General features: G+C 70.6%; 19 protein-coding genes. 6 read left to right on the forward strand and 13 right to left on the reverse strand.

The genetic code is table 11. The annotated features are described in order from the left end of the window. Positions 1-5: 5 nt before the first annotated feature. The 5 genes from OKJ99_RS17975 to OKJ99_RS17995 form a co-directional block, all read right to left on the reverse strand. On the reverse strand, positions 6-6860 hold the full coding sequence (locus OKJ99_RS17975) for a toxin glutamine deamidase domain-containing protein (protein WP_456115188.1): 6855 nt from the start codon (positions 6858-6860) through the stop codon (positions 6-8). 148 nt (positions 6861-7008) lie between these two features. Next, the gene (locus OKJ99_RS17980) at positions 7009-7320 is read right to left on the reverse strand and encodes a hypothetical protein (RefSeq protein ID WP_326017484.1); all 312 of its coding nucleotides are present in this window, start codon (positions 7318-7320) and stop codon (positions 7009-7011) included. A gap of 58 nt (positions 7321-7378) precedes the next feature. Beyond that, entirely contained in the window at positions 7379-7849 is a 471-nt protein-coding gene (locus OKJ99_RS17985; protein ID WP_326017486.1) for a hypothetical protein, read from the reverse strand. 95 nt (positions 7850-7944) lie between these two features. Beyond that, positions 7945-8376 carry a hypothetical protein gene (locus tag OKJ99_RS17990; RefSeq protein WP_326017488.1) on the reverse strand — a complete coding sequence of 144 codons (432 nt, stop codon included), beginning with the start codon at positions 8374-8376 and terminating at the stop codon, positions 7945-7947. 129 nt (positions 8377-8505) lie between these two features. After that, positions 8506-8736 (reverse strand): DUF7489 domain-containing protein, encoded by a 231-nt coding sequence (locus OKJ99_RS17995; RefSeq protein ID WP_326017490.1) that lies wholly within the window; start codon positions 8734-8736, stop codon positions 8506-8508. 213 nt (positions 8737-8949) lie between these two features. On the opposite strand from OKJ99_RS17995, the gene OKJ99_RS18000 reads away from it, so the two are divergent. The 3 genes from OKJ99_RS18000 to OKJ99_RS18010 are packed head-to-tail and all read left to right on the forward strand — an operon-like array spanning position 8950 to position 13501. Next, positions 8950-9813, forward strand: a complete 864-nt coding sequence (locus tag OKJ99_RS18000; RefSeq protein ID WP_326017492.1) for a hypothetical protein — start codon at positions 8950-8952, stop codon at positions 9811-9813. A gap of 21 nt (positions 9814-9834) precedes the next feature. Continuing rightward, positions 9835-11880, forward strand: a complete 2046-nt coding sequence (locus tag OKJ99_RS18005) for an ATP-binding protein (RefSeq protein WP_326017494.1) — start codon at positions 9835-9837, stop codon at positions 11878-11880. Next, positions 11867-13501, forward strand: coding sequence for an ABC transporter substrate-binding protein (locus OKJ99_RS18010; RefSeq protein ID WP_326017496.1), 1635 nt, complete (start codon positions 11867-11869; stop codon positions 13499-13501). Before OKJ99_RS18005 ends, OKJ99_RS18010 begins: the two co-directional genes overlap by 14 nt. Positions 13502-13517: 16 nt before the next feature. Here OKJ99_RS18010 and OKJ99_RS18015 read toward each other — a convergent pair whose 3' ends face one another. Genes OKJ99_RS18015 through OKJ99_RS18030 form a run of 4 tightly spaced genes read right to left on the reverse strand, consistent with a single transcriptional unit; the run spans position 13518 to position 17562 of the window. Beyond that, positions 13518-14384, reverse strand: coding sequence for an ABC transporter ATP-binding protein (locus OKJ99_RS18015; RefSeq protein ID WP_326017498.1), 867 nt, complete (start codon positions 14382-14384; stop codon positions 13518-13520). Next, complete coding sequence (locus OKJ99_RS18020; protein WP_326017500.1) at positions 14381-15463, reverse strand: FecCD family ABC transporter permease; 1083 nt, start codon at positions 15461-15463, stop codon at positions 14381-14383. Before OKJ99_RS18020 ends, OKJ99_RS18015 begins: the two co-directional genes overlap by 4 nt. After that, complete coding sequence (locus tag OKJ99_RS18025; protein WP_326017501.1) at positions 15460-16464, reverse strand: FecCD family ABC transporter permease; 1005 nt, start codon at positions 16462-16464, stop codon at positions 15460-15462. The genes OKJ99_RS18020 and OKJ99_RS18025 overlap by 4 nt, the downstream gene beginning before the upstream one ends. A 45-nt stretch (positions 16465-16509) precedes the next feature. Further along, positions 16510-17562: an ABC transporter substrate-binding protein gene (locus OKJ99_RS18030; protein ID WP_326017502.1), complete on the reverse strand. Its 1053-nt coding sequence runs from the start codon at positions 17560-17562 to the stop codon at positions 16510-16512. A gap of 226 nt (positions 17563-17788) precedes the next feature. On the opposite strand from OKJ99_RS18030, the gene OKJ99_RS18035 reads away from it, so the two are divergent. The 3 genes from OKJ99_RS18035 (at position 17789) to OKJ99_RS18045 (ending at position 21082) form a co-directional block, all read left to right on the forward strand. After that, positions 17789-19057: a cytochrome P450 gene (locus tag OKJ99_RS18035; protein WP_326017503.1), complete on the forward strand. Its 1269-nt coding sequence runs from the start codon at positions 17789-17791 to the stop codon at positions 19055-19057. 19 nt (positions 19058-19076) lie between these two features. Then, positions 19077-19277: a ferredoxin gene (locus OKJ99_RS18040; protein WP_326017505.1), complete on the forward strand. Its 201-nt coding sequence runs from the start codon at positions 19077-19079 to the stop codon at positions 19275-19277. 98 nt (positions 19278-19375) lie between these two features. Next, positions 19376-21082: an ABC transporter substrate-binding protein gene (locus tag OKJ99_RS18045; RefSeq protein ID WP_326017507.1), complete on the forward strand. Its 1707-nt coding sequence runs from the start codon at positions 19376-19378 to the stop codon at positions 21080-21082. 41 nt (positions 21083-21123) lie between these two features. On the opposite strand, the gene OKJ99_RS18050 is transcribed toward OKJ99_RS18045, so the two are convergent. From OKJ99_RS18050 to OKJ99_RS18065, 4 genes are read right to left on the reverse strand one after another with little or no spacing between them, the layout of a single operon-like run. Then, on the reverse strand, positions 21124-21828 hold the full coding sequence (locus OKJ99_RS18050; protein WP_326017509.1) for an SDR family NAD(P)-dependent oxidoreductase: 705 nt from the start codon (positions 21826-21828) through the stop codon (positions 21124-21126). 5 nt (positions 21829-21833) lie between these two features. Then, complete coding sequence (locus OKJ99_RS18055; protein WP_326017510.1) at positions 21834-22670, reverse strand: polysaccharide deacetylase family protein; 837 nt, start codon at positions 22668-22670, stop codon at positions 21834-21836. Next, a complete protein-coding gene (locus tag OKJ99_RS18060; protein ID WP_326017512.1) occupies positions 22667-23854 on the reverse strand; it encodes a C45 family peptidase in 1188 nt (395 codons plus the stop codon). The genes OKJ99_RS18055 and OKJ99_RS18060 overlap by 4 nt, the downstream gene beginning before the upstream one ends. Before the next feature lie 11 nt (positions 23855-23865). Then, positions 23866-25176, reverse strand: a complete 1311-nt coding sequence (locus OKJ99_RS18065) for an MFS transporter (RefSeq protein ID WP_326017514.1) — start codon at positions 25174-25176, stop codon at positions 23866-23868. Positions 25177-25191 lie beyond the last annotated feature (15 nt).

The following is a 25191-nucleotide window of genomic DNA, read 5'->3' on the forward strand; positions in this document are numbered from 1 at the left end:
TCACATCACGGGTACCAGACAACTCGCTCACTCCAGCCGTTCTGTTCGATGATCTGTGCCAGGTCGTCGATCGCGGCCTGATTCGCATTGCGCACGTCGAGGATAACCGCGCGATTCTTGTCGACAATCTGCTCCCGCAACTTGTTTACCCACGCCTCGTTGTTTGCCGGGTCATAGGCTTGTTTGTAGGGGAGCGACCGGTCTCGGACGTTGTTGTACGGAGGCCAGCTGGAGTGCACGCCCTTGATGTCGTAGTACTCCTGAGTGCTGGGAGAGTACAGATCGCCCTGGTTCGCCGCCGGAGGCCGCTGGATGTCCTGCGGGACAGTGCCGTTCTCGCGCAGGTCGAGGGCGACCCGGGCTTCGTCCAGTTCGGAGGGCTTGACCTTGCCTCTGTGGTCGGGATCCTGCTTGAGTTGATCGAAGTCATCCTGATACTGCTGCTCCAGCTCGTGGAGTCGTTCGGCGGACGCCTCGCGCTCAGCGGGAGAAAGCTCGGACGGCGGGGCGTTGCTCTGGACTGTGCCCGGGCCGTGATGGCCGGCAGGAACATGAGGGTCGTCCGCAGGTGAGTCGGTGGAGGCCAGGTCGTCCGCCACGTTGATGGCTTCTGTTCCCTCCGGTACCGGCACTCTCCCGAAGACATCGTTCTGCGCGGCACGGATGGCTTCGCGCTCTGCCTCGGATACGCCCGGCAGGCGCCCGTTCTCGTAGAGAACATGTGTGTCCATCTTGGCCGTGAAGCTCTCGGGCGTATGGAACTGGACCTCGAAGACCTTGCCGGTGTCAGGGTCGAGCCATGTCGAGTTGATGCCTTTGTAGCCTTCGGATCCCCAGGTGTTCTTGAACGTGACGTTTTCGAACCCTTGGTGGCGAAGGGTGTCAACTGCCTGCTGCACGCCGTGCGTGTAGTGAGAATCAGGGAACTCGACCGTGTACCGAATGGAGTCCTTGACCTTGCCAAGCGCCGACTGCGCTGTCCGGTCGGGTTCATCAAGCATCTGCGTTGCCAGCTTGCGCTTGAGGGAATCCTCGCCCTTGAGGCGGTAGTCGAGTCCCGTCAGGCGCCCGTCGTCGACGTTGTGCGCTATCTGCTGAAGAGTTTCGGTGATCCTCGGTTCGGCTGCGGCCGACTGCCGCAGGAAGTCGTCCGCTGCGGCGTTCTCGTCCGGCGTCAGCCGCAGGCCGTTCTCGCCCTCCCAGGAGCCGTCCGGCAGATTGCCGCGCGGGCCCTCGGGGAGCGTGTCGTCGCCGGGCAGGTCGTGCCCGTCCGCCGGCGTCGCCTGCGGCTGCTGCGCGTCGTCGTCGGCCGGTCGCTGCTCGCCCGCCGGTGAACCGGGCTGTTCGCCGTCGGGAGGCGGGGTGGTGCCCGCGGGGTCGGCCGGCGGGCGACGGTCCGCGCCCGCCGGGTCCGGCGGAGGTGTGCGGTCGGGGCCCGTGGGGCCGGACGGGCCCGACGGGGGTGCCTGGGCGGGCTGTGTGTCCTGGTCGGGGCCTTCCGGCGTGGACGGGACCGGCCGCTGAGGAGCCAGCATGTCCACGAGGCCGCTGATGAACTCCCGGTGGTCGTTCATCTCCGCGTCCTGGACCGCCTGGCTCGGCGTGCGGTACTGGCGCATCGTCCGGTTGATGTCCCGCTCGGAGGCGTCCAAGTCGCGCAGCCTGTCCGGCTCGGCCGCCTTCAGGTCCTTGACCTCCGGGTCGGCTCGATAGGTCGTGCCGTAGTAGACGGGAACACCGTCCATCGCCCGGCAGTTCTGGATCGTCCTGCTGCAGTTGGCGTGGCCGGTGGGATGGCTGGTCACGGTGCCGTCGGGATGGGTCTTCTTGCTGGTGGGCAGGCCACACGGCTCACGTTCGGTGAAGAGGCCCTTGATCTTGACCTGGAACTGCTCCCCCCGGTTCTCGTTGAGCTGGTCGATCCAGTTCAGGATGTGCGACTCGGAGTGCGCCGAAGGGGCGCCGTCCACGCCGGCGGGAAGCGACGAATCGACGATGTAGTGACTTTCCCCGGTCTTCGGATCGAGGACTTCCACGACCGCGTAGTTCTTGCCGGAGAGGTCGGGCGAGTTGACGTCCGTCGCCGCGATCAGATTCCTGAGGCTCTGTACGTCCGCAGGGGGTGCCCCGTCCGGACGCGAGGAGAAGTCACGGCGCCAGGCAGCCGCGGATTCGTGGAAGTTCCCGTCGCCGTACGCGTCGTTGTTCGCGGCCGGGTCGGGGTTCACGCTGACGGCGTTGTTGGCGTGGAAGGACTGGCTGATGCGAGCGATCGCGGCGATCGCGGCGTACCGCTCGCCGTCGTTCATCTGCGACCACGCCGGATCCAGATTGTCCCGGAGATGACTGTCGGTGAAGCTCGTCGGCGGCATCGAGACGTCCTGATGCGCCTCCATCGCTGCCTTGTGGGCGGCCTGGGGCGCCTCGAGAGCCTGCTCGGCCGTGGCGAGCCGCTGCTGCGCCGTAGCCATCCTGGCCTCGGCCCTCGTTGTCGCGGCGGGAGTCCTTGCCCTCGCCAGGGCGCCTTCCGCCCTGGTCCGAGCCGCCTTGGCGTCGGAGACCTCCTTGAGCGCCCTGTCGTAGGCGTCCCGGGCCACCCGCACCTCGTGCGCGGCCAACGCGTGTTCCTGGCGGCGCCTGACGGACTCTTCCAGCAGGTCGGACAAGGGCGACCGGGGCGGGTCGCCCACGGGGTCGGCCCACCGCTGCAACTGCTGCTGGACCGGGTCCATGCCGATGCGGTGGACATGGTGCGAGTCCCGAAGGCTTGCCTGCGACGTGTCCGGAGGGAGGTTCGCGTGTGCCTGTGCCGCTGTCTCCGGGGAGGGGAGGCTCTGGTTGCGGTCCGCGCGGGTGGCCTCCGCGCTGGGGTCGTTGGGATCAGGGGTTGAACCGGCCGGGCTGTGGGGCGCGGGTGAGGTGCGGTTCTGGTTCTGGTTCTGGCTTGGGCCTTGGTTCTGGTTCTGGTTCTGAGCGGTGGGTTGGCCGGTGGTCTGGAGGGGGCGGCGGTTGGCGTCCAGGGGGATGGCGAAGACGCCGTTGTTGCCGTTGTGGAGCGGGGTGGTGCTGGTCTGGCCCGTCTGCTGGTCGGCGTAGACGATCTGGCCGTTGTGGTTGACCACGTTCCAGGCGTGGGCGCGGCCGTCGGCGTTCTGGGTGATGATCACGGCCTGTGAGCCGTGGCCCTCGTTGAGGAGGGTGGTCTCCAGGTTGTTGTACGCGTCGCGGCCGTCGCCGAAGTCGTCGAACTCGGCGCCCAGGGTGCTCTCGATGCGGTCGCGGCCGCCCGGCTCGGGAGTGTCGGCCGCGGTGCCGTCCTCGTTCGGGCTGCGGCGGGCGGCGACCGTGGGATTGCCCGCGTATGAGTCGGTGAACGCCAGTGCTCCGTCGGGGCAGTTGACGTCGCGGCCGGAGTCGTCGGGGTTCTGGCCGCGGATGTCGTTGAGCCAGGAGCCGTCGCGCGGATCGGGGGCCTGCTGGAACGAGCCGTCCTCGTTGCGCGGGAAGCGTTCCTGTTGTGCGCGGTTGTCGGCGTCGCTGGGGTTGTCGTAGCCGTCCGGAGGGCCGGAGGGGCGCGTTGCCGTGGACGGGGTCGGTTCCGTTGAGTCCGGGGAATTCTGGGGGGATTGGGAATCCTGGCCGTCTTGCGCGTCTTGGTCGTCTTGCGCGTCTTCGTCGGTGTCGGAGGGCGTCCCGTCAGTGGACGGTTCAGGGGGCGGCTCGGTGGACGGCTCGGTGGAAGGTTGGGACGACTGGGTGTCCGGGGTGTTCTCCGTGGACGGCTGAGGTGTCGACGGTGTCAGGAAGTACGGGGTGATCGGATTCCGGTCGGCGTCCAGCGGGGTGTAGAAGACCTCTTGGGCGCCCAGGTGGATCGGGTTCTCGCTGACGACGCCCGTTTGCGGGTCGACGAACAGGACCTGGCCGTTGTGGTTGACCGCCGCGAAGGCGTGGCCGCCACCGCCGGGCCAGTTGACGCCGATCACGGCCGCCGAACCGTGCCCGGCCTGCGACAGCTCGTGGGCTATTCGCGCGTACGGGTTGGGGTGGTCCTTGCCCGCGTACGTGCTGGGGGCGCCGGCCCAACGTGCTTGGTTGTCGACCGAGTCGCGCTCCGCGGAGAAGGTGTTCAGGCTGCCGTCCGCGTTGACGTCCAAGGTGCGCGGGGCGGACACCGTCGGGCGGCCGAACCATGTCTCGAGGAACGAACGGGTGCAGTCGGCGCAGTTGTTGGACCGGCCGGGCACTCCCGGGCCGCCGTCGTTCTGCAGACCGGCCCAGTTTCCTTGCCGCGGGTCCGCGAACACCTGCGGGGTGCCGTCGGGGTTCCTCGGGTGGGCGTTCTCCAGGTCCTGCTGATGGGCGGGGTCGGGTGTGGCCAGGCCTTCGTGCGGGATGTTCAGGTCGTCGCGGATGTCCGAGAGGTTGTCCGCCTGGGATGTGGGCGGGGGCGTCGTGGGCTGCTGGTTCTGATCGGGCGTCTGGTCGGCGGTGTCCGGCTGTTGGTTGTCCGGCTGTGGGGTGTTCGGCTGTTGGTTGTTCGGTGCCGGCATCCCCTGGTCGTTCGGTGTGGACGTGGGGGACTGGGGCGGTGACTGGTGGTCCGTCGGACGGTTCGTTGGCTGCTCGCCGCGGGGCGGTGTGGTCGGACGGCTCGGTGTCTCGCTGCGCGGTGTGCTGGTGCGCGGCGGCGACGCGGGGCGGTTCTGCGGGGTGTCCCGCGATGGCGTCGCGGGCCTGGAACTCGGCTGATCCGTACGCGGCGTCGTGGCACTGGGCGTGCTTGCCCGCGGTGTCGTCGTGGGGCCGCTTGCAGCCGGTGCCTGGGTCGGGATGGGGCCGGCCGTCGGTGGCGGCATGGCGCCCGGGGCCGGCGTCGAGGGCGCCGCGGAGGACGCGGCTGCCTGCTGCGGGACGCCCGCGTCACCGGACTGCGCATGGGGAGCGGGGGGTGCCGCCGTGGCGACGCCGCCCATGAGGTCGATGTCCGGGTCGCTCGGGTCGCCCGGGTCGTGCGGGGTCGGGGACGACTGTGACGGCGCGTGGCCCTGACCGGGACCGGCGTGGGAGGTGGGCGCGTTGCCGGGCATGGCGCCGCTCGGCATGGAGGCGCGGCCGCCGCTGCCCTGGCTCTGGTTGTCGTTGTTGGTGCCGTCGCCGGAGCCGTCCGGCGTGGGGCCCTGGGCCTGCGCGGGCATGGTGGAGACCGAGTCGCGGTCGACCTGGTGCGCACCGGGATCGGGGCTGGAGTTGTCGGGCGCCGGGGTCGGCGCGGCCTCGGGCGGCGTGGACGGCGAGGGCTCGGGACTGCGCTGGTCCGGGACCGACGCGCCCTGGTCCGGGGCGGAGGTGCCGGCGCCTTCCGGGCGGCTCGGAGCAGCGCTGTCCGGAGTGGTGTCCGGCGTCGGGGAGGTGCTGACGTCCGGCGTGGTTCGCGTGCTCCCGTTGGGCGACGGGTCGGAGGACAGGGACGGCTCGTTACCCGGCGGCGTGCTCGGCGGAGCGTCCGGCGTGCTGTCCGGGCGGGCGGAGTCGGGGGTGGTGTCCGGAGCCGGTCCGCCCTCGACGTCCGGCGTCGTGGCAGACGGTGTGGACGACTCTGGAGCTGAGTCCGGAGAGGAGGAGTCGCTGCCCGACGGTTGGCTGATGCTGTCCTGGTACGCCTGCGTGCCCACGTCGAACGGACTGGGCGGCTCGGAGCCACGGCTCGGCGCGGGCGAGGACGACGAGGAGTCGGACGAGTCTGCGCCGCCGGCCCCGTCCGTCCCGCCGCTCGGCGCCGTACTCGGGGAAGAGGACGGCGGACCGCCGATGTCCGGTGCCCTGCGCCCGGAGTCGCCGCCGCTCGAACTCGTCGAGCCACTGGTACTGGTGGAGGAGTCGCTCGACGAACCCCCGTCGCCCAAGGGTGAGTTGGGCGAGCTCGAAGAATCGCTGGAGCTGGGGGAGTTGCTGGACGAACTGCTGTCGCCGGACGGCGAGTTGCCGCTCGACGGCGACCCACCGGAGGACGAATCGCCGGAGGACGACCCACCGGAACTCGACGAGCCGTCACCGCCAGAGCTCGACGAACCGTCGCCGCCGTCCCCGTCGCCCCCACTGTTGGTCAGTCCGCCACGAGCTCCGTGCCCCGCACGGGACCCCGCGCCGTCGCGCAGGGACTCGCCGAACGTGGAGCCGGAGTTCTCCAGGGCGCTCTTGCCCTCTTCGTAACCCGTCTTGGCGGTGCGGCCCAGGTCGTAGCCCGACTGCTTGCCGAAGTTCTGCTCGACGGTCTGGGCGACCACGTCGGAGATCATGGCTTCGAGCGCGGAGACGAAGGGTTCCTTGGTGGTCTCCAGCACCGCCTGCAAGATCTGTTGGGCGATCTCCTTGAGGAGTTTGCGCAGGATCATGCGCGTGGCGGCGGCCGCGCCCATCGCGCCGATCTCGGACAGGCCCAGGGTGAACGGGGCGGCGGCCTGGGCCGCGGCGATCTCGAGCGCCAGGATGACCAATTGGGCGATCACCGCGATCTTCAGCCCGATGATGAGCATCGCCGCGGCGTCCATGCAGATGGCGATCAGCTCGGCGCCCTGGCGGGCGTCGTCGAAGTAGCCGGATCCTCCGGCGAACTTCTCCCAGGTCTTGTTGAATCCGTCGATGGAGTCCCCGGCGTTCTCCGCGAGAACGTTGCCGGCGGCGGTTAAGCCGCGGGACTGGAGTTCCGTCACATCGGCGGCGAACTGGCGCCAGGTATTGGCACACTCCATCATTTTGTCTTCGTCGCCTGTGGGCCAGTCGAAGCCGCACATCTCGAGAAGCCACTCAAGCCCGTTCGGCAGCATCAAAGCCACGACGAAGACCCCCGTTGTCCCCATGTAACTCGTGTTGTCCCGGCTTTGTGCGCCGGCCCCCTTCGCGCCTCACCTTCGGCGCGGCGTCATGCTCATGCCAGAGACTATCCAAGGGTCCATCGGGACCCTCAACTATCCCGTGTCACAGTGCTGTTGCAGACAGGCGGTCGCCTCAGCCGCGGGCTCGGCGCATGCTGCGGTAGAGGTCGATCGCGGAGTCCGGCGGGAAGTTGGGGACGTAGGTGACGGCTCCGTCGGCCTTGGAGATCACCATGTGGCTGCCGCCCAACGGCGCCTGAGTGCCGGGCGGCGGCGGGGGCATGACGGCGTGGACGAGGAAGCCGATGTCGAACTCCGCCACGTGCAGCGGTGCCGGGTTTCCTTCGAGGTCCAGTACTTCGAAGCGGGACCGGGCAGCGGCCAGCGCCTCTTCACCTGTGGTGGGGACGGGCTGTACCGGTTCCGGCGGGCCGGGCTGTGACACGGACTCTCTCCTGCGAGGTGAAGGGGTGACGGCGGGTCAGGCGTTGCCGCGGGCCGTGCTACTTGCTCACGGACTTCAGGACGTGGACCTCGCCGCCGAACTGGTTCTCCGGCGTCTGCTCCTTGACCAGAGCCTCGTTGAAGCCCTCGTTCTCCTCGTGGTTCTTCGCCATCCGCTCCAACGCCTTGCCGATCTCGTTGAGTTTCGTGGCGAGGTGATCCATCGAGTCCGTCATACCGTCGCGCAGGCCCTCGTAGACGACGCCGAATTTCTCGCCGAGTTCGTCGTCGCCCCAGGGCGGGGTGCCCTGCTTGTCGCTGAAGGTGGTCATGCCCTTCCAGGCGTCCTGGGCGACACTCGCGACCGTCGTCTCCTTCGGCGCTTCGCCCCCGCCGCCTCCACCGTCGCCCTGCGCGGCCAGGCCGTTCCTCAGCCTACTGGTCGCCGCGTAGAACTCCCTGCCGATGTCGGAGAAGTTCTTCCCCTCGTTCTTCAGTGTCTCCGGACTGCTCCTGAACCCGTCACCCATGACTACGCCCCCGTTTCACCAACCGGCGCTGCCCTGCCGCCCGTTCGCGTCCGCCTCATGTCTGTGCCAGCGTACCCAGAGGCACTGACAAGGCTTCAACCCCGGTGTCCGCCCGGACCCCGTTTCTTCGAGCCCGTGAACAGGTTGGTCGAAGGGCCGTCGCGCTCCTCGCGCTCCTTCTGCTCCTCCTCGTCCCGCCTGCGCTCCCACTCCTCGCGCTTTCCGCGCTCGGCCTCGCGGTCCTCCATGGTCTGCGACTCCGCGGCGTGCCGGATCTCGGTCATGCGGTCGCCCAGCGCGTCCATGTAGCGCTCGTCCTTTATGGCGTCGGTCATGCCCATGCGCCCCGACAGGATGCCCTGGGCCATCTCCTGCAACGGGCCTTGCACGTTCGGGTTGTTGGCCAGAGTGCGCAATGCCTTGTGGAGGCTCTCGGCCTGTTCCGGATCCTGCGCGACGTCCATCAGTTCCGAGTCGTCGATCTCCCGATCGCCCGGTTCCGGCCCGCTTCCCGGCCTGTTGGTCATGACGAACCCCCTTCGAGCCCAGAGGGCCCTTCACGCACACCGAACGCGGCTTTCGCACTCGTTGCAGCCTGTCGCAACCGTTGACGAGCCTAAGGCACCGGTGTCACGTGAGGGTCCCGTCCGGCGGGGTCAGTGAGGTGCCTTGGTCGGGGCGTCGGCCCCCGCTTCCTTAACGAGGCGGTCGCCGCTGGTCAGCGACTCCCACAGGGGCTTGTCCACGCGGACCTTGATCGTCGTGCCGTCCTGGAGGCGGACCTCGACGTAGTGGTAGAGGTTGGAGCCGTCGGTCGCCCTGCGGGTCTTGTCGACGACAATGCCGTCCCAGGCGTCTTCTTTGCGTACTTTGCGGGATTTGAACATTTCGCCACTGTAGCGGGCCGCCAGGGACGGTGTGGTGTGGTGCGGTCGCGCCGTCGAGCGCCGTTTCGACCCTTGTGCAACTCCACAGAGACGTAAGGGAGTTACGGGGCCCCCGAGGTGTCGAAGATCTGGTGACCGGACCGGATGAGGGGTACATTCGACTGCTCAAACAGCTTGATTCATGCATCTGCGCCAACGGGGGTTCGGCTCAAGATGACGCGCCACACGGCCTCGCTGGGCCGCCATGAAGTTCGGCTGCTGCTGTGGCTGCACGGACAGTGCGGCCGGCAGGCCGATGTGCCGGTGCCGACCGGCGAGTTCGGGCGGCAGAAGAACATGCCCGCGCTGGGCGTCGCCGCTCTCGCCGAGGCGCTCCAGGAGCGCGGGCTCGTACGCGTCCACGAGGACGGGGAGCGGCCGCCGCCGGACGCGGAGCTCACGGCGGCGGGGCTTGCGCAGGCGGAGCAGCTGGTCGCCGATCTGGAGAACCCGGACGCGGTCCGGCGGTACACCGAGAACGCCCTGATCATGTGGGCGTACGAGGAGAACCGGTCCGGGCGCCGCCCGCGCCTCAAGGAGTTCTTCATCGCCGAGCAGTCGTCGTTCCACGGCCAGGTGCTCGGTCAGGGTGTCGTCGAGGGCAGTGCCGCGTATCTGCGGCAGGCCAGGCTGCTCACGCTCGACGGGGAGGCGATCGCGGCCCGCGTCGAGCTGACCGACCGCGGGCGGACCTGTGCGACCAGCGGCGCGGGCGACGTATCGGCGTACGTGGCACACGAACCGGCCCCGGCGGGGCTCACCATCGGTTCGGTGACGGGCAACGTCAACGTCCTGTACGGAGACATCGAGACGTTCAACCAGGAGACCGGGTTCAGCCTGGACCCCGAGCAGATCCATCAACTCATCGAGGCAGACCGGGACTTGAGGCACCGCCCGGGAGTCGCGCCGCCGAGCCCCGAGACACGTACCCTCGCGGCCCGCGTCCGTGCGCAGCTGGCGGCGGCGCCCAACTCCACGGCAACACAGGCCCTGTTGCAGACGATCGGGCCGATCCTGGCCAGAGTGCTCGGCGGCTGAGCCGGACTGAGGAGGACGCTCGTGAGCAGACTGTACGGCCGGGACGTTCTCCTCGACGATCTGGTGCCACGGCTCGTGGGGTACCCGCGCGAGGAGGAGCACGGGGACGTCGAACAGGTGCACAGGGACGATCCGCCCGCGCTGCTCCTGACCGGCCCGCACGGCCGTGGCCGCACCGCGGTCCTTGACACCTTGTACCGCTCGTACACGGCCCGCATTCCGGTGGCCGAGGTGGACTGCGCGCAGGGCGCCGGCGCCGGGGAGGGCCTGGTCGGCAACACCTCGCAGGGCGCCGACTTCCTGATCGACGCCGCCGGCGGGCTGTGTTCGCCGGTCGCCGGGGAGCGCAAGCTGCTGCAGCTGCCACGGCTGTGGACCGGCCTGGTGGCCGTCTGCGCCTGGCGGTTCGGCGACACGGGGGAGCAGGAGGCGGCCCAGGACCGCGTGGGGCGGCTGCTCACCGGATGCGGTCTGGAGGCCAGGGGTTCCCCCGCGGCGGACCGCTGGGTGCGGGACGTCAACGACCGGCTGCCGAACGTCGTCGCACCGGAGGAGCTCCAGCCGGTCGTGGACGCCTCGGTGAACCTGTTCACCGAGCGGTATCTGACGAAGAAGGGTCAGGCCGACGAGGTGCTGGCCTTCTACGCCGGACGGCCCGGGACCCGCCCGGACGAGTCGCCCCTGGTCGCGCACTCCCGCGCCTTCCACCAGGGCGGCGACGTGCGCGAGCTGGCTGAGGCCTCGCTGGCCGTCGCGCTCCTGGAAGATCTGCGGGCCCGCTACGGCACCCGCTGGATGCGCTTCAACCGGCCGCCGCGTCCGCTGCTGCTGCTCGACAACGTGCAGACGCCGCCGGGCGCCCGCCTCCTGGACCAGTTCCTCACCCACCGGGTGAAGCGGGCCGGTGACCCGCTGGTCGTGGTGGCCGCCGCGCGCGGCAGCGCCCGCCGCCGCTCGCTGCCGGACGCCACCCACCGCACGCTGGAGCAGGTCTCCGGCGGGGCGGTCGACTGGCAGCGGCCGGAGACGGGGACACCGTCGGCCGGGCTCATCACCATCGAACTGTCACGACTGGAGCGGCAGGACATCGTCACCATGCTGAGTGACGCCGCGCCTTCGCTGCGGGGTGAACTGCCGCGCGTGGTACGTCGGTTCACCCAGGGTTCGCCCCTGGGGTGCGGTCTCCTGACCGAGGCCGTGCGGGCCGCTCCCAGCAGTGCGGCCACGCCGGGGCTCGACGTCGGCGCGCTGCAACTGAACGGGCAGTCGGTGACGCGGCAGATCGCGGTGCGGCTCGTGCCCGACCCGGAGCTGCGCCGCAATCTGACCCTGTTCTCCGTGGCCCGGGACAGCGCCGCGGCGCGTGCTCTGGCCACCAAGTACCTGCCGGCCGCCCCGGACCGCGCGGCGGTGGAGACCGCCCGGAGCCATCTGCGCGCCGAGCACGGTGCGCAGGCGCCGCAGCCGTTCGTCACCGACCCGTTCCTGCGGGCCGTCCTCGTCCTCGAACTGCGCCGTCGGCGGGCGCGGCCCACACGGTCGGTCCCGACCTGGAGCGACCTCCACGAACTGCTCCGCATCCATCACGAGCGGGCCCGACAGGACATCGACGCCCTGCACCACGCGCTCGCGGGCGGCGACGCCGGGCATGTGGTGAACAGCCTGTACGAGCGGTTCGTGCGGCCGGGCGGCGCCGAGCAGTGGCTGCGCGACCTGTGGCAGGTGGCGTCGGCTCCCCATCCGCCGGACACCAACTGGGCCAGGGACTGCCGCGACAAGGCCGGCGGAAAGGGCGGCACGGAGCCCGCCGGGGACGATGTGCTGCGCTCCGTGCACCGCCTCCTGCACGCGGTATGGCTGGCCGCCGATCCGCTGACCGCGCCCGACGAGAAGCTCTGCGAGCGGATCCGGTTCGACCTCGAACTCCTCTCGGGCCGTCATGTCACGGGCGCGGGCACGCTCTTCGACGCGGCGCAGGAGTGGCACGACGACCTGCGCGAGCTGCGCACCCCCGCCTCCGCCCGGCCGGCGCCAGGCCCCGAAGGGAGCCACGGTGAGCTTCACTGACCTTTTCGTCCGCCCTTTCGTCAGGGGGCGCCCGCTCAGGCGCGGGGAGCGCATCCTGGGCCGATGGATTGCCGCGTTCGTGGCCCTCGTCCTCGTGGGCGCCACGGCCTGGATCGTCGTGCCGATCGTCACCGGGAGCGACTGCGGGGACGGGCTCAAGGAGAAGGACGGCGAGTGCGTCGGCCTCGTGGACGCGACGGTCCGGGCCCCGGTGTTCAAACCCGGCGAGGACGGGCCGGGCAAGGAGATCTCCGGGCTGGTCGAGCGCATCGCGAGGGAGAACGACCGGGTGCGGCTCCTGTGGGAGGACCCCAAGGGCGCCGCCAACAAGAAGCCGTACGTGAAGGTCGCCCTGCTGCTCCCGTTCAACACCTCGAAGTCCGGGGCGATGACCGCCCCGCTCCTGAAGCGGAGCCTCGCGGGTGCCTACGCCGCGCAGCGCAACGCCAACACCTCCAGCAACAGCGTCAACTTCCAGATGCTGCTCGGGAACATCGGCACCAACCTCGACCTGTGGGAGCCCGCCGTGGCCGCGGCGGCCGAGCTGACCGGCAGCGGGAAGCAGAAGGAGGGCGACTCCCCGCTGGTGGGCGTGATGGGACTGCCCAACAGCGAGCAGGACTCGCAGGACGCGGCGAGCGCTCTGGCCGCCAAGAACATCCCCGCGGTCAGTGGTGTCCTCAGCTCGCCCAACATCAAGGCCAGGACGTTCTACAAGGCGGCCCCCAACAACCGGAACTCCGTGCTGGCCCTGGCCCGTTACCTCAAGGACCACCCGGGCAACGGCAAGGGTTTCCTCGTCTGGGACTCGCGCGCCGATGACGACTACGTCACCAACACCAAGGCGGAGCTCCTCAAGAACTTCGGCACGAAGTACCAGCTCGCGGTCCGGGACCGCTCGTACATCGGCACCATGGGCCCCTACGAGGGTGCGCCGGCCGCCATGGCGCCCGCGGCTTCGAGGCTGTGCCAGTCGGGTGCGGACACGGTGTTCGTGGCAGGACGGGACTGGGATCTGCCGGAGCTGGTGAAGGCGATCGCCAAGGACGCCGACTGCCAGGCCCGCAAGGACAAGGACAAGCACCCCATCCGGGTCCTGCGTGTCTCCACCGGGCTCACCTCGCGGCTCACCAGCGAGGACATGCGCGAGTCGATGGCGCAGGCCAAGATCGTCACGCTCAACGCCGCCCCCACGGACAACCTTTCATGGAGCCGGGACCTGGGCGCTCCCGGTCAGTACCGGACGTTCGCCGACACCCTCGCCAAGGACGCGGGCGTCAAGGGGACCGACCTGAACGACGGTTACGCGATCATGCACTACGACGCCTTCCAGATCCTCATCAAGGGCGTCACCCAGTTCACGAACGACGAGGACAACAAGGGTCAACTGCCCACCAAGTTCGACGTCAACAGCAACATCAGCAACATGAAGGTGGGGACCGACGGCGAGTGCGGGGACTGTGTCCGGGGCGCCAGCGGCGACTTCGGGTACACCTCGGGCAACGACAACTGGCCCGTCTGCAAGATCGTCCCGGTCATCGAGTACCCCCGGTCGAAGGGGTACCGCCCGCCGAAGCCGTTCCGGACCAGCCCGGGCAAGGGAGGCACCTGCCCGTCCTGACGCGGGGCGCCCCCGATCAGTTCCCCGTTCTGGCGTCCTGGCCGGGTACGGACACGGGAGCGCCCTCGTCCTGCGTCGCCCGCCACGGGGCGCCCGGCACCACCAGCGGGCTGTGGGTGACCGGGTCGGGGACCACCACCGAGTGCAGGCCGAAGACGGCGTGGACCAGGTCCGCCGTGATGACCTCGGCCGGCGGGCCCTCCGCCACGATGCGGCCGTCCTTCATGGCGACGAGGTGGTCGGCGTAGCGGGCGGCCTGGTTGAGGTCGTGCAGGACGGCGACGACGGTGCGACCGCGCTCGTGGTTGAGGCGGCGCACCAGGTCGAGGACCTCCACCTGGTGGGCGATGTCGAGGTAGGTGGTCGGCTCGTCGAGCAGCAGCAGCTCGGTCTCCTGGGCGAGGGCCATGGCGATCCACACCCGCTGGCGCTGCCCGCCGGACAGCTCGTCCACGGGCCGGTCGGCGAGGGCCGTGGTGTTGGTGTGTTCCAGGGCCTGCGTGACGGCGCGCTCGTCGGCCTCCGACCACTGCTGCCACCACTTCTGGTGCGGCTGACGGCCACGGGCCACGAGGTCGGCGACCGTGATGCCGTCGGGCGGGGTCGGGCTCTGCGGGAGGACGCCGATGGCCCGGGCGATGTCGCGGCCGGGGATGCGGGCGAGTTCGGCGCCGTCGAGCAGCACCGTGCCGGCGCGCGGCTTCAGGAGCCGTCCCAGGGCGCGCAGCAGCGTGGACTTGCCGCACGCGTTGGGGCCGACGATGACGGTGACCTTGCCGTCGGGGATCCGCAGGTCGAGGCCGTCGACGACGGTGCGGTCGTCGTACGCCAGCGTCAGGGACTCGGCGGTGAGCCGGCTCGTACGGCCGCTCGTCGGACTCATTTGGTGCCTCCGGAACGACTGCGGCCGCGCGCGATCAGCCACATGAGATAGGGGGCGCCCACCGCTGCGGTGAGGACGCCGACGGGGAGTTCGACGGGCGAGAACAGGCGCCGGGCCAGCAGGTCCGCGATCACGACCACGAGCGCTCCGGTCAGCGCCGATGACAGCAGCGGGATCTGCGCGGTACGCGTCAGGCGGCGGGCGATCTGAGGGGCGAGGAGGGCGACGAAGTCGACGGGGCCCGTGGCGCCCGTCGCCATCGAGGCGAGCACGACGCCGAGCGCGGTCAGGCCGAGCCGCACATGGTTCAGGCGGATGCCCAGCGCCGTGGCCGTGTCGTCGTCGAAGGACGCCGAGCGCTGCGCCCTGGCGGCCCACAGGACGGCCGGAACGGCCACCAGCAGGACCACGGCCAGCGGAGCCGCCTGCTCGTAACCGCGGCTGTTGAGCGAACCGGTCAGCCAGACCTTCGCCTGCTGGGCGACGAGCGCGTCGCCCTTGGTGAGGAACAGCTGGGTGAGCGAGCCGAGCGCGACCGAGATGCCGATGCCGATGAGCACGAACCGTGAGGCCTGCATCCCGCGCCGCCAGGCGAAGACGTACACGAGGAGCGCCGCCCCGATGCCGCCCGCCACCGAGACGTACGGCAGTGCGGTGTACGAGACGAGGCCGAAGCTCATCGCCGCGACGGTCACCGCGCCCGCGCCGTGGGTCACGCCGATGATGTCGGGGCTGGCCAGCGGATTGCGCGCGACGGTCTGCACGAGGGCGCCCGCGATCCCGAAGGCGAGCCCGGCAAGGAGTCCGACCGTCAGTCGCGGCAGCCGCAGCGTACCGACGACGAGCTGGTCAGGACTCGGCTTGCCGAGCAGGACGTTGACCACCTCGGCGGGGGAGACGAAGGCCTCGCCGACGCAGAGGTACGCGATGACGGCCGCCAGCAGCAGTACGCCGAGCGCGGCGGCGACCAGCACCGACCTGCGGTGCACCAGGAAGCTGCCGCGCCCCGGTCGCAGCACGGTGTGTCCGGCCGGACGGATCCGGCGGTCGGGAGTGGCGGTGGCGGTGGCGCTGTTCATGCGGCGACCACCGCCCGGCGGCGCACCAGCGCGATGAGGAAGGGCACACCGAGCAGGGCGGTCATGACGGCCACCGGGACCTCCGAGGGCGGGAGGACGATGCGGCCGAGCACGTCCGCCACCAGGATCATCACCGGGCCGAGCAGGGCGGCGGCCGGCAGCACCCACCGGTGGGCGGTGCCGACCAGGGCCCGCGCGATGTGCGGAACGGCCAGCCCCGTGAAGGCGATCGGCCCGGCGGCGGCCACCGCCGCACCGGTCAGCACCGTCGCGGCCACCGCGCCCTGGATGCGCAGCAGGCCCACGTTGTGGCCGAGGCCCCGGGCGGCGTCGTCACCGAGGGCGAGCGCGTCCAGGCCGCGGGCCGCCACCGCGACCAGCACCAGACCGGCGAGGACGAACGGCCAGATCTGGCCGATGACTTCACTGTCCCGGCCGCTGATGGAGCCCACCTGCCAGAACCGGAACTCGTCCAGCGCGTGCGCGTCGGTGGTCACGACGCCGGAGACGATCGCGGCCAGGAACGCGTTCATCGCGGCGCCGGACAGCGCCAGCTTGACGGGCGAGGCCCCGCGGTAGCCACCGGCGGCGACGGCGTAGACCGCCACCGCGGCGAACGCCGCGCCCGCGAACGCGAACCAGATGTACCCGGTGAGGCTGTGCACACCGAGGAACGCGATCGCACACACGACACCGGCCGAGGCACCTTGGCTGACACCGAGGATGCCGGGTTCGGCGATCGGGTTGCGGGTGATGCCCTGCATGACCGTCCCGGCGACGCCGAGGGCCGCCCCGGCCAGCACGCCGATGACGGTGCGCGGCACCCGCAGGGAGCGCACCAACTGGGCGTCGGGGCTGGTGCCGTGCTGCACCAGCGCCCGTACCACCTCACCGGGTGCGATCGGACGGCTGCCGACGGCCAGGCTCAGCAGGACGGCGATCAGCAGCATCACCGCACACCCCAGCAGCCAGGCGATACGGCGGCGGGTCGCTCGCGCCATGTGCCGCGCTCACTCTCTTCTCTTACGGGCTGTTGCGGGGTGTGGCTACTTGCTGAGGTGCCGGTCCAGGTCGTCGAGGACCGCGTCGGCCGCCATCGTGCCGAGCCCGAGGTACCAGGTCTCGTCCGGGACGTCGTAGGCGTGGCCGTCCTTGACCGCCTTGAGGTTCTTCCACAGCGGGTTCTTCTGGACCGCGGACTTCTCCGTGGCGTCGGGCTTGCCGTAGACGCCGGTGAAGATGTAGTCGGCGTCGGCCTGGTCGATGTTCTCGGCGCTGATCTCCGCGGCCAGGTCGGAGATGTCCTGGTTCTTGGGCCGCGGGATGCCGATGTCCTTGAGGATGGTGCCGATGAACGAGTCGTTCGCGTAGAGGCGGATCTTGCCCTCGGGCATGTAGCGCAGCATCGTCACGGTCGGCTTGTCGGCGCCGAGCTCGGCCCCGAGGTCCTTCGCCCGCTTCTCGTACGCGGCGAGGTTCTTCTTGGCCTGCGCGGTCTTGTCCAGGGCGGACGCGTTGAGGAGGTAGTTCTCCTTCCACGTGAAGCCGGGGCGGATGGAGAAGACGGTCGGCGCGATCTGCGACAGCTCGTCGTAGGAGCCCGCGGCGCGCAGCTGGCTGCCGATGATCAGGTCCGGCTTGAGCGCGGCGATGGCCTCAAGGTTGAGGCTGTTGATGGTGCCGACGTTCTTCGGGTGGCCCGCGTCCTTCTTGAGGTAGGACGGCAGCTCCGGCGAGCCCTCGCTCGGCGCGAGGCCGACGGGCTTGATGCCGAGCGACACGACGTTGTCCAGCTCGCCGACGTCCAGGACCACCACGCGCTTGGGCTGCTGCTTGATCTCCGTGCTGCCCATGGCGTGCTTGATGGTGCGCGGCCACTGGCCCGGCTTGGCGCCGGTGCCCATCGCGGCGGTCTTCTTGGCGGCGTCGCCGAAGTCCTCGCCGCCCTGCGCGACGGACTTCGAGTCCTTGCCGCCGTCCGCGGCCGCGGTCTTTCCGCCGCCCGCCGCGGTGTCGCCGGACCCGCCGCATGCCGTGAGGGACAGCAGGCCGGCGAGAACGATCGAGGCCGCGGCGGTGCCGCGCCGTCGGAGAAGCATGGTGCCCCCGGAGCAGTTATCAAACATTCAAAGGAAAGGTGAGGCATACCTTACGCACAGGAATGAATGGTTCGACAAGAGGGGCGGATCCGGCACGGTTGTGCGCCATGCACAGGAAGTGCATCATGCACAGAGGATGCATGATGCACTTTTGTTGAACGGTGCAATGCGTCGGCCCATCGCCACCGTGGACACCCGCCGCCTCCACCCCACGAGGAGCCGCACCATGACCGACCAGGCCGAACACCCCCACCCCCGCAGCACCCAACCGCCCGTCCGCCTGCCGCTGTCGGGAGACACCCCGCTCGAACCACCCGCCGTATGGGAGGAGTTGCGCGCGCGGTGCCCCGTCGCCCACGCCACGCTGCCCAGCGGTGACACGGCCGTCTACCTGACCCGGTACGACGACGTCCGGGGCCTGCTCTCCGACCCCCGCTTCGTCCGCCCCACCGAGCAGGACAACGCCGCGAGGATGGCACCCGAAGGCGCCGGGGGAGCCGCCGCCACCGGAAGCTCCGCCATCGCGACCCCCAACAGGGGCGAACCGCACCAGCGTTGGCGGCGCCAGGTGGGCCGGTACTTCACCGCCAAGCGGATGACCGCCCTGCGCCCCGGCATGACCCGCCTCGCCGAGTCCCTCGTGGACACCATGCTCGCCGACGGCGCCCCCGCCGACCTGCGGGCGAGTCTCGGCTTCCCGTTCCCCGTCTACGTCATCTGCGACCTGCTCGGAGTCCCCGCGGAGGACCGGGACCGCTTCTCCGGCTGGTCCGACAGCTTCCTCAGCGTCACCCGCTACAGCGCCGACGAAATCCGCACCGCCCAGGCGGAGTTCGTCGCCTACATGTCCGGGCACATCGCCGCAAAGCGAGCCGCGCCCGCCGACGACCTCCTCAGCGTCCTCATCACGCAGAGCGAGGAGGCGGGCGGCGCGGGGAGCGAGGTCGAGGGAGGCGGACTCAGCGACGAGGAACTCGTCTCCACGGGTATGGGCCTGCTCGTCGCCGGCCACGAGACCACCGCCAACTCGATCGGCAAGATGGTCTCCCTGCTGCTCGCCGACCGCGGCCGCTGGGAGAGCCTGCTGGCCGACCCGTCGCTGGTGCGTACCGCCGTCGAGGAGTCCCTGCGCTTCGACAGCAACCTCGGCTTCGGACTGCGCCGTTACCTCGGCGAGGACGCCGAGATCGGCGGACAGGTCGTGCCGGAGGGCAGCACGGTCGTGTGCAGCATGCCGGCCGCCAACCGCGACGAGCGCGCCTTCACCGGCGCCGACGCCATGGATCTCGCCCGCACCCCCAACCCCCACCTCACCTTCGGCGTGGGACCGCACTCCTGCCTCGGCCAGGCGCTGGCCCGCACCGAACTCCAGGTCGTCCTGGAGGTCCTGCTGGCCCGCGTGCCCACCCTGCGCCTCGCCGTCCCCGCCGCCGAACTGCGCAAGACGGAGGGCCTCCTCGTCGGCGGCCTGAGCGAAGTCCCCGTCAGCTGGTGACCCGGAGAGGAGGCGGATCGTGAAACTCACCGTCGACCAGGACAAGTGCTGCGGCGCCGGCGCCTGCGTCCTGTCCGCGCCGGAGGTCTTCGACCAGCGGGACGAGGACGGCATCGTGACCCTCCTGACCGCCGAGCCCGGCTCCGCGCACCACGCTGCCGTGCGCGAAGCGGCGGCCATGTGTCCCACCGCGGCGATCGGTGTGAGCGAATCCGGCTGATCGCCACCAGGTCGTCATCCACACTCTTCGGGAATCATGGGTGCTCGCGACAGCGTTCCACCTGGCACCATGCCGGGGGCGTGGAGAGGAGACCCATGGTGAGAAAGCCGGAGGGACTGCCCGCTCCCTCGCCCGGGGCACGGCGGTGGTTGCAGCCGGTGAACGGGCCGGGCAGCGGCAGCGACCCCGAGTTCTTCGCCGCGCGGCCCGACCTGGTGCAGGTCGCCCTGCGGGCCGCGCACACGCCGCCCGGCCGGAACCTGCGCTACCTGGACATCACCGGGAACACCGTGCGCCGTATCGGTCTCGACGTGCCGGACTCCGGTCGAGGTGTGGTGCGGCTCGACGTGTACGACACCGAGGCACCGTACGGGCTCACCGTCCGTGAGCTCCAGGTCGCCACGTGTGTCGCCGGAGGCCTCGGCAACCCGGAGATCGCCGAGGTGCTGGCCTGCTCCCGGCGCACCGTCGCCACCCACCTCGAACACGTCTTCGCCAAGCTCGGGGTGCGGGCCCGGACGTCCGTGGCGACCCTGATCGCCGCGGAGGACGCCTACGTCGCCCCACTGCCGAGCCCCGGCCTCGTCCTGCCCCCGGCGCTGCTCGGCGTGCTCGGCGTTCTCGGGGAGCGGGATCCGGTGTCACGGCAGGCCGCGACCCGGCCGCCGCTGCGGCGGCCCGCGGTGCTCGCCTCGGTGTACCCGGCGGACCCCCTGGCCGGTGGCCCCGTCCTCGCGATGCGGCGCGGCGCCCGGCTCGCGGTGCGGGACCTCGCGGCGCGTGGCGGAGTGTCCGGTCGCGAGATCGAGCACCTGGCCGTGTCCGTGACTCCCGATCAACTCCCGGAAACCGTACGGGACTTGGCGGAGCGCGGGGTGGACGGCATCCTGTTCGGGAACTTCCCGCTGCCCGTCGCGCTGCCCGCGCTCGCCGCCGCCAACGCCTCCGGCACCCCTGTGCTGCACAGCATGACCGGGCAGGCGCTGTCCGAAGGTGTGCGCGCGGACCCGGCCGGGCTCGGCGCGGTCTTCCAGGTCTGCTCCACCGAGTCCGCGTACGTGCCGGGCCTGCTGCGCACCGTCCGGGACCTGGAGGACAGCGGCGAGTTCCGGCCGCGGCGCCGGCGCCTCGCCGTCCTTCAGCGGGCGAGCACCTTCGACGCGGGTGTCGTCGAGCGCGTGCAGCGGCAGGCCGCCGAGGCCGACTGGGAGTTGGTGTTCCTGGAGTCGGTGGCCGACGACGCGCTGGACTTCGCCGACCTCGTCCGCCGCCTTGAGGCGGCGGACCCCGATCTGGTGTCGTTGTCGATCTTCCCGGAGCCGACCCTGAGGGCGTTCCTGGAGGCCACCGCCGGGATGCGGGACAGTGCCACGTTCCACGCGGCGTGGTCTCCGGCGGCCCCGGAGTTCGCCCGGCGCCTCGGAGAGCTGAGCGAGGGTCTGCTGTGGTCCACGGTGATCGGCAACGTCGACGGCCCGCTGTGCACGGCGTTCGAACAGCGATTCCGCGCCGCGTTCGGCGCGGAGCCGGGACCCGCCGCCGCGGCCGTCCACTACGACATGGTCAATGTGCTCGCGCAGGCGTGGAGCCGGGTCAGCCGGCCGTGGGACTTCGCCGCCGTACGGGAGCAGTTGCGCACGTCGACGTCGTTCGGGGTGACGGGCGCCCACCAGTTCGTGGGGCGGGGCCAGCGCGGGCTCAGCTACCCGGACGAGACGGGCGACCCCGCCCGCGGCCATCCGCACCTCATCTACCGGATCACCGGTGGCGCCCACCAGCGGCTGGCGCCACCCCTGGTGAGCTGAAGCCCGTGGTCGGCTGAGCGAGTGCTCGGCCGAGCCGGCGGTCAGGTCAGCCAGTTCGGCGCCGTCGGTGTGCCGATGCCGTCGCCGCCGTCGACCGGGACGGTCCGCCCGTTGACCCAGTGCGCGTCCGGCCCGAGCAGCCAGCTCAGAACCACCGCGATGTCGTCGGGGCGCCCCACCCGCCCGCGCACGGAGGCCCGCGTCAGCGCGTCCACGTACGACCGAGGGACCGGGTTGACGGCCGACTCCACGTCGACGAAGCCCGGCGCCACCGCACAGCAGCGGATGCCGTCACGGCCGTGCTCCAGCGCGATGCCGCGCACCAGCGCGTCGAGGGCCGCCTTGGACGCGGCGTAGACGGCCGTCCCGAGCCGGGCGCGGGTCGCGGCACCGCTGCTGACGAAGAGCAGCGTCCCCGGCCGGCCCTCGGTGCGGCAGCGGCGTACGAACTCCGCTTCGGCGCTCAGCGCCGAGCGCGTGTTCACGGCCATGACCCGGTCGAAGAGCTCCTCGTCGCTGTCCACGACCGGTACGGCGGGAAACACCCCCGCCGCGTGCACCAGTGCGTCGAACCCGCCCTGCCCGTCCCAGAGTTGAGCCACGTGATCCGCCACCACGCCGCCGCGGGACAGGTCGATCTCCGGAAGGTCGGTGCCCGTGACGGACCAGCCGTCCGCCGTGAGCCGGTCCACCACGGCGCGGCCGATGCCCCCGTCGGCGCCGATCACGAGCACCGTGGGTGCCACGGCCCTCACACCCCGACCAGTGCCGGCCGGACCCGGCGCGCCACGTCGACACACCGCTCGAACGTCACGTCCAGGTCGCGGCAGCCATTGATGAAGCGTTCCAGGGCCGCCATCCGCGCACCCCGCCCCACCACCTGCGGGTGCAGTGTCACCGTCACCACCCCGTCGGGCACGGTCTCCGTCATGTAGCGCACGTCGCGCAGGAAGCGGTCGAACATCGCGTCGGCGTCCTGGAGTCCGGGCATCAAGAGCTGCGGGGTGCGGACGTACTCCAGGTGCGGATAGTCGTCCAGCGTCCAGGACACCGGGAGTTCGACCACGCCGGAGTCCGGGCCGAACCGGAAAGGTCCGTCGGCCGGGCAGTGGTCGCCGGAGCGCGCGAGGTAGGGCTCGAAGTCGGTGCCCATCAGCGACGAGTCGTAGACGATGCCGAGTTCGGTGAGGATGTCGACGGTGTGCTCGGTGAAGTCCCAACTGGGGGTGCGGTGTCCGGCGGGCGGGGCACCGGTCAGCTTCTCGATCAGCGCCGCGGAACGGCGGTTGACGGCCAGCTCGGTGTCCCGGTCCAGCGTCGACACCGGCTCGTGGGCGTACCCGTGCAGCGCGATCTCGTGCCCCGCCTCGGCGACGGCCGCGCTCTGTGTGGGATACGTCTCCAGGGTGTGCCCCGGGACGAAGAACGTGGTCGGTACCTCGGTGCGGCGCAGCAGGGCCAGGATGCGGTCGATGGCGTAGGCGCCGAACTCGCCGCGGGAGACCGGGCCCGGGGTGGTCTGGCCGCGGGCCATCCACAGGGATATCGCGTCGAAGTCGAAGGTCAGACAGACGGTTCCGCGGCTCATGCGCGTATCTCCTCATGGTGGGCATGGTGGGCGGCAGCGGTGTTCTTCGGGAGGAACTCCAGTGGCTTCGGGGCCGGGTCGTCGAACAGGGTGTCCAACTCCCAGCGGGCGTAGCCGTGTTGGCTCGGCGGGCCCGGCGCGATCCACAGCACCCGGTCGGTGAGGTCCATGACGACGGAGTAGACGGTCGCGTTGCGCTCGCCCGCCGGGACGTCGGGGTCGGGGTGACGGCAGATGCCGTCAGGGAAGGACCACTCGTCGCGCAGCGTCGCCACGACATCGGCGACGCCGACCCGGCGCTCGTCGAGCGCGGGTTCCAGCAGATGCCGGGCCCGCACCGAGCGCAGGAGGGTGAGCGCGCTGGTCGCCGCCTTCTTGTCGCGCAGCGGCAGCGGCGCCTCGAAGTGGTTGGCGTGGGCGATCAGACCGTTCTCGGGCAGCAGCGTCCCGAAGACGTCAGGTGCCAGTTCGAAGTCGATGGCCTCGCCGCCGGTTCCGTCGGCGAGCAGTACGTTGCCGGACGAGATCCGTTCGACGGGCAGCAGCTTCTTGTGGGCGCCGGACATCGTCCGTGCTTGCAGTGCCCCGCGGAGCAGATAGTGGTACGGGACGCCGGCGCCGCCCCGATCCTGGTCGGACACCAGCAGGTTGGCGCAGACCCCGAGCCCGGCGGAGTTGAGGCCGCTCTTCGCGAGCATGCCCGCCTCGGCCAGGGACAGCACGGCGAACCCGGACTCGTCGCGGGTGGCGAGCAGGAAGGTGACCTCGGCCTGCTCGGGGTGCCAGTCCCAGTTCTGGGCGAGCAGGGTGTGCCCGTCGCCGGTGTACCGGGGCAGCACCGACAGGGAGGTGCAGCCCTCGTCGCGGTAGCCGGTGCCGTACAGCATCTCGGTGCGCGCGTTGAGCGCGGCGAGCCGGTGGGCGGGCTGGCGCGAGCCGGTCGCCATGCCGTCGAGCATCGCGGCGATCTCGGGGGAGTACGACGCGGCGATGTCCAGGTAGATCCGTCCCCAGCGGTCGATGTCGGCGTCGCTGAGCCCGGCGTCGTCGCGGAACCGGCTTACGTAGGTGTCGAGGCTGCGGGCGATGAGGTCGGCGGTGGCGCGGCCGAGGTCTTCGCCCATCTGTCGGTAGCTGCCCTGGACGACGATCAACCGCGGGTTCTGGAAGGTCGCTTGGGACACGGTGGTGCCTCTCATTTCAGTTCGCTCCGGTAGGTCTCGGGCATGCGGCACACGGTGACGAAGGTGATGAGGGCCGCGAGCGTCGGCAGCAGGGCGACGAGGACGGCGTTGCCGGTGCTGTTGACGATCAGCGTCGCGATGAAGCCGGCCGTGCCGCCGAAGGCCATGACCGAGAAGTTGTAGCCGATGCCGAGCGCCGAGTAGCGGACGTTGGTGGGGAACAGCTCGGCGAGCGCCGCGGGTCCTGGCCCGGAGAACGCCGCGATGATGAGCCCGATGAGGATCTGGCCGAGGAAGACGCCCGCCGTGTTCCCGGTCTGGAACACCAACATGACGGGGAAGCTCAGGAGTACGAGCCCGCCGGAGCCGATGAGCAGCAGCGGCTTGCGGCCGATCCGGTCGGACAGCACGCCGAACCCGAAGATGGCCACCGTCAGCACGACCAGGCCCACGATGTTCGAAGCCTCGACGATGCCGGGGGCGATTCCGGCCTCCTCGCGCAGGTACGTCGGCAGGTACGTGAGGAAGAAGAAATAGGCGACGGTCCAGCTCACCGTGAAGAAGAAGCCACGTGCCATGGCGCTCTTCTGCGTGCGCAGCGCCAGCCGCAGCGGGCTCGCGCTGGTCTCCCCGGCGGCCTCCTGCTCGCGAAAGGCCGGTGTGTCCTCCAGGCCGAAACGCAGCAGCAGAGCGACGACCGCGGTCACCGCGCCGATGAGGAACGGCACCCGCCAGCCGAACTCCCGCATGCCCTGCTCGCTCCAGAACAGCGAGTTGAGCGCCACCACGCCTGCGGCCACCAGGAAACCGGCGGCGGTGCTGACCTGGTTGAGGCTGCCGTACCTGCCGCGGGCGCGCGGGGTCGCGTACTCCACCAGCATGGCCGCGGAACCGGCCCACTCGCCGGCGACGGCGAAGCCCTGGAACAGCCGCAGCACCACCAGGAGCACGGGGGCGGCGACGCCGATGGTCCGGTAGCCGGGCAGCAGCCCGATCAGGACGGTCGCCGAGCCCATGAGGATCACGCTGGCCAGCAGGGCGGGCCGGCGCCCCATCTTGTCGCCGATGTGTCCGAAGAAGACCGTGCCGAGCGGCCGGGCCAGAAAGCCCACGGCGAAGACGGCGAAGGTCGACAGCAGCGACGACACGGAGCCGCCGCCGGAGAAGAACGCGGCGCTCAGATACACCGTCGAGTAGGCGTAGACGAGGTTGTCGTACTGCTCGAGCAGATTGCCGATGCTGCCGGAGACGACCGCCCGCAGCTTGAGGCCCGCTCTGGGGCCCGTGTCGGTGACTGGTGCCTCGGCCGTTGATGCCTTCATGGTCACTCTTCTCGC

Origin of the sequence: Streptomyces endophyticus (assembly GCF_035798155.1) — a bacterium.
In the GTDB taxonomy this organism is placed as follows: domain Bacteria; phylum Actinomycetota; class Actinomycetes; order Streptomycetales; family Streptomycetaceae; genus Streptomyces; species Streptomyces endophyticus.

Bases quoted from the DNA above. Each gene is read 5' to 3' on its own strand.
- OKJ99_RS17985 (WP_326017486.1), bottom strand. From the start codon at position 7,849: ATGGGTGACGGGTTCAGGAGCAGTCCGGAGACACTGAAGAACGAGGGG.
- OKJ99_RS18020 (WP_326017500.1), bottom strand. From the start codon at position 15,463: ATGAACAGCGCCACCGCCACCGCCACTCCCGACCGCCGGATCCGTCCG.
- OKJ99_RS18015 (WP_326017498.1), bottom strand. From the start codon at position 14,384: ATGAGTCCGACGAGCGGCCGTACGAGCCGGCTCACCGCCGAGTCCCTG.
- OKJ99_RS17995 (WP_326017490.1), bottom strand. From the start codon at position 8,736: ATGTTCAAATCCCGCAAAGTACGCAAAGAAGACGCCTGGGACGGCATT.
- OKJ99_RS18000 (WP_326017492.1), top strand. From the start codon at position 8,950: ATGACGCGCCACACGGCCTCGCTGGGCCGCCATGAAGTTCGGCTGCTG.
- OKJ99_RS18025 (WP_326017501.1), bottom strand. From the start codon at position 16,464: ATGGCGCGAGCGACCCGCCGCCGTATCGCCTGGCTGCTGGGGTGTGCG.
- OKJ99_RS18030 (WP_326017502.1), bottom strand. From the start codon at position 17,562: ATGCTTCTCCGACGGCGCGGCACCGCCGCGGCCTCGATCGTTCTCGCC.
- OKJ99_RS17990 (WP_326017488.1), bottom strand. From the start codon at position 8,376: ATGACCAACAGGCCGGGAAGCGGGCCGGAACCGGGCGATCGGGAGATC.
- OKJ99_RS18055 (WP_326017510.1), bottom strand. From the start codon at position 22,670: ATGAGCCGCGGAACCGTCTGTCTGACCTTCGACTTCGACGCGATATCC.
- OKJ99_RS18035 (WP_326017503.1), top strand. From the start codon at position 17,789: ATGACCGACCAGGCCGAACACCCCCACCCCCGCAGCACCCAACCGCCC.
- OKJ99_RS18065 (WP_326017514.1), bottom strand. From the start codon at position 25,176: ATGAAGGCATCAACGGCCGAGGCACCAGTCACCGACACGGGCCCCAGA.
- OKJ99_RS17975 (WP_456115188.1), bottom strand. From the start codon at position 6,860: ATGGGGACAACGGGGGTCTTCGTCGTGGCTTTGATGCTGCCGAACGGG.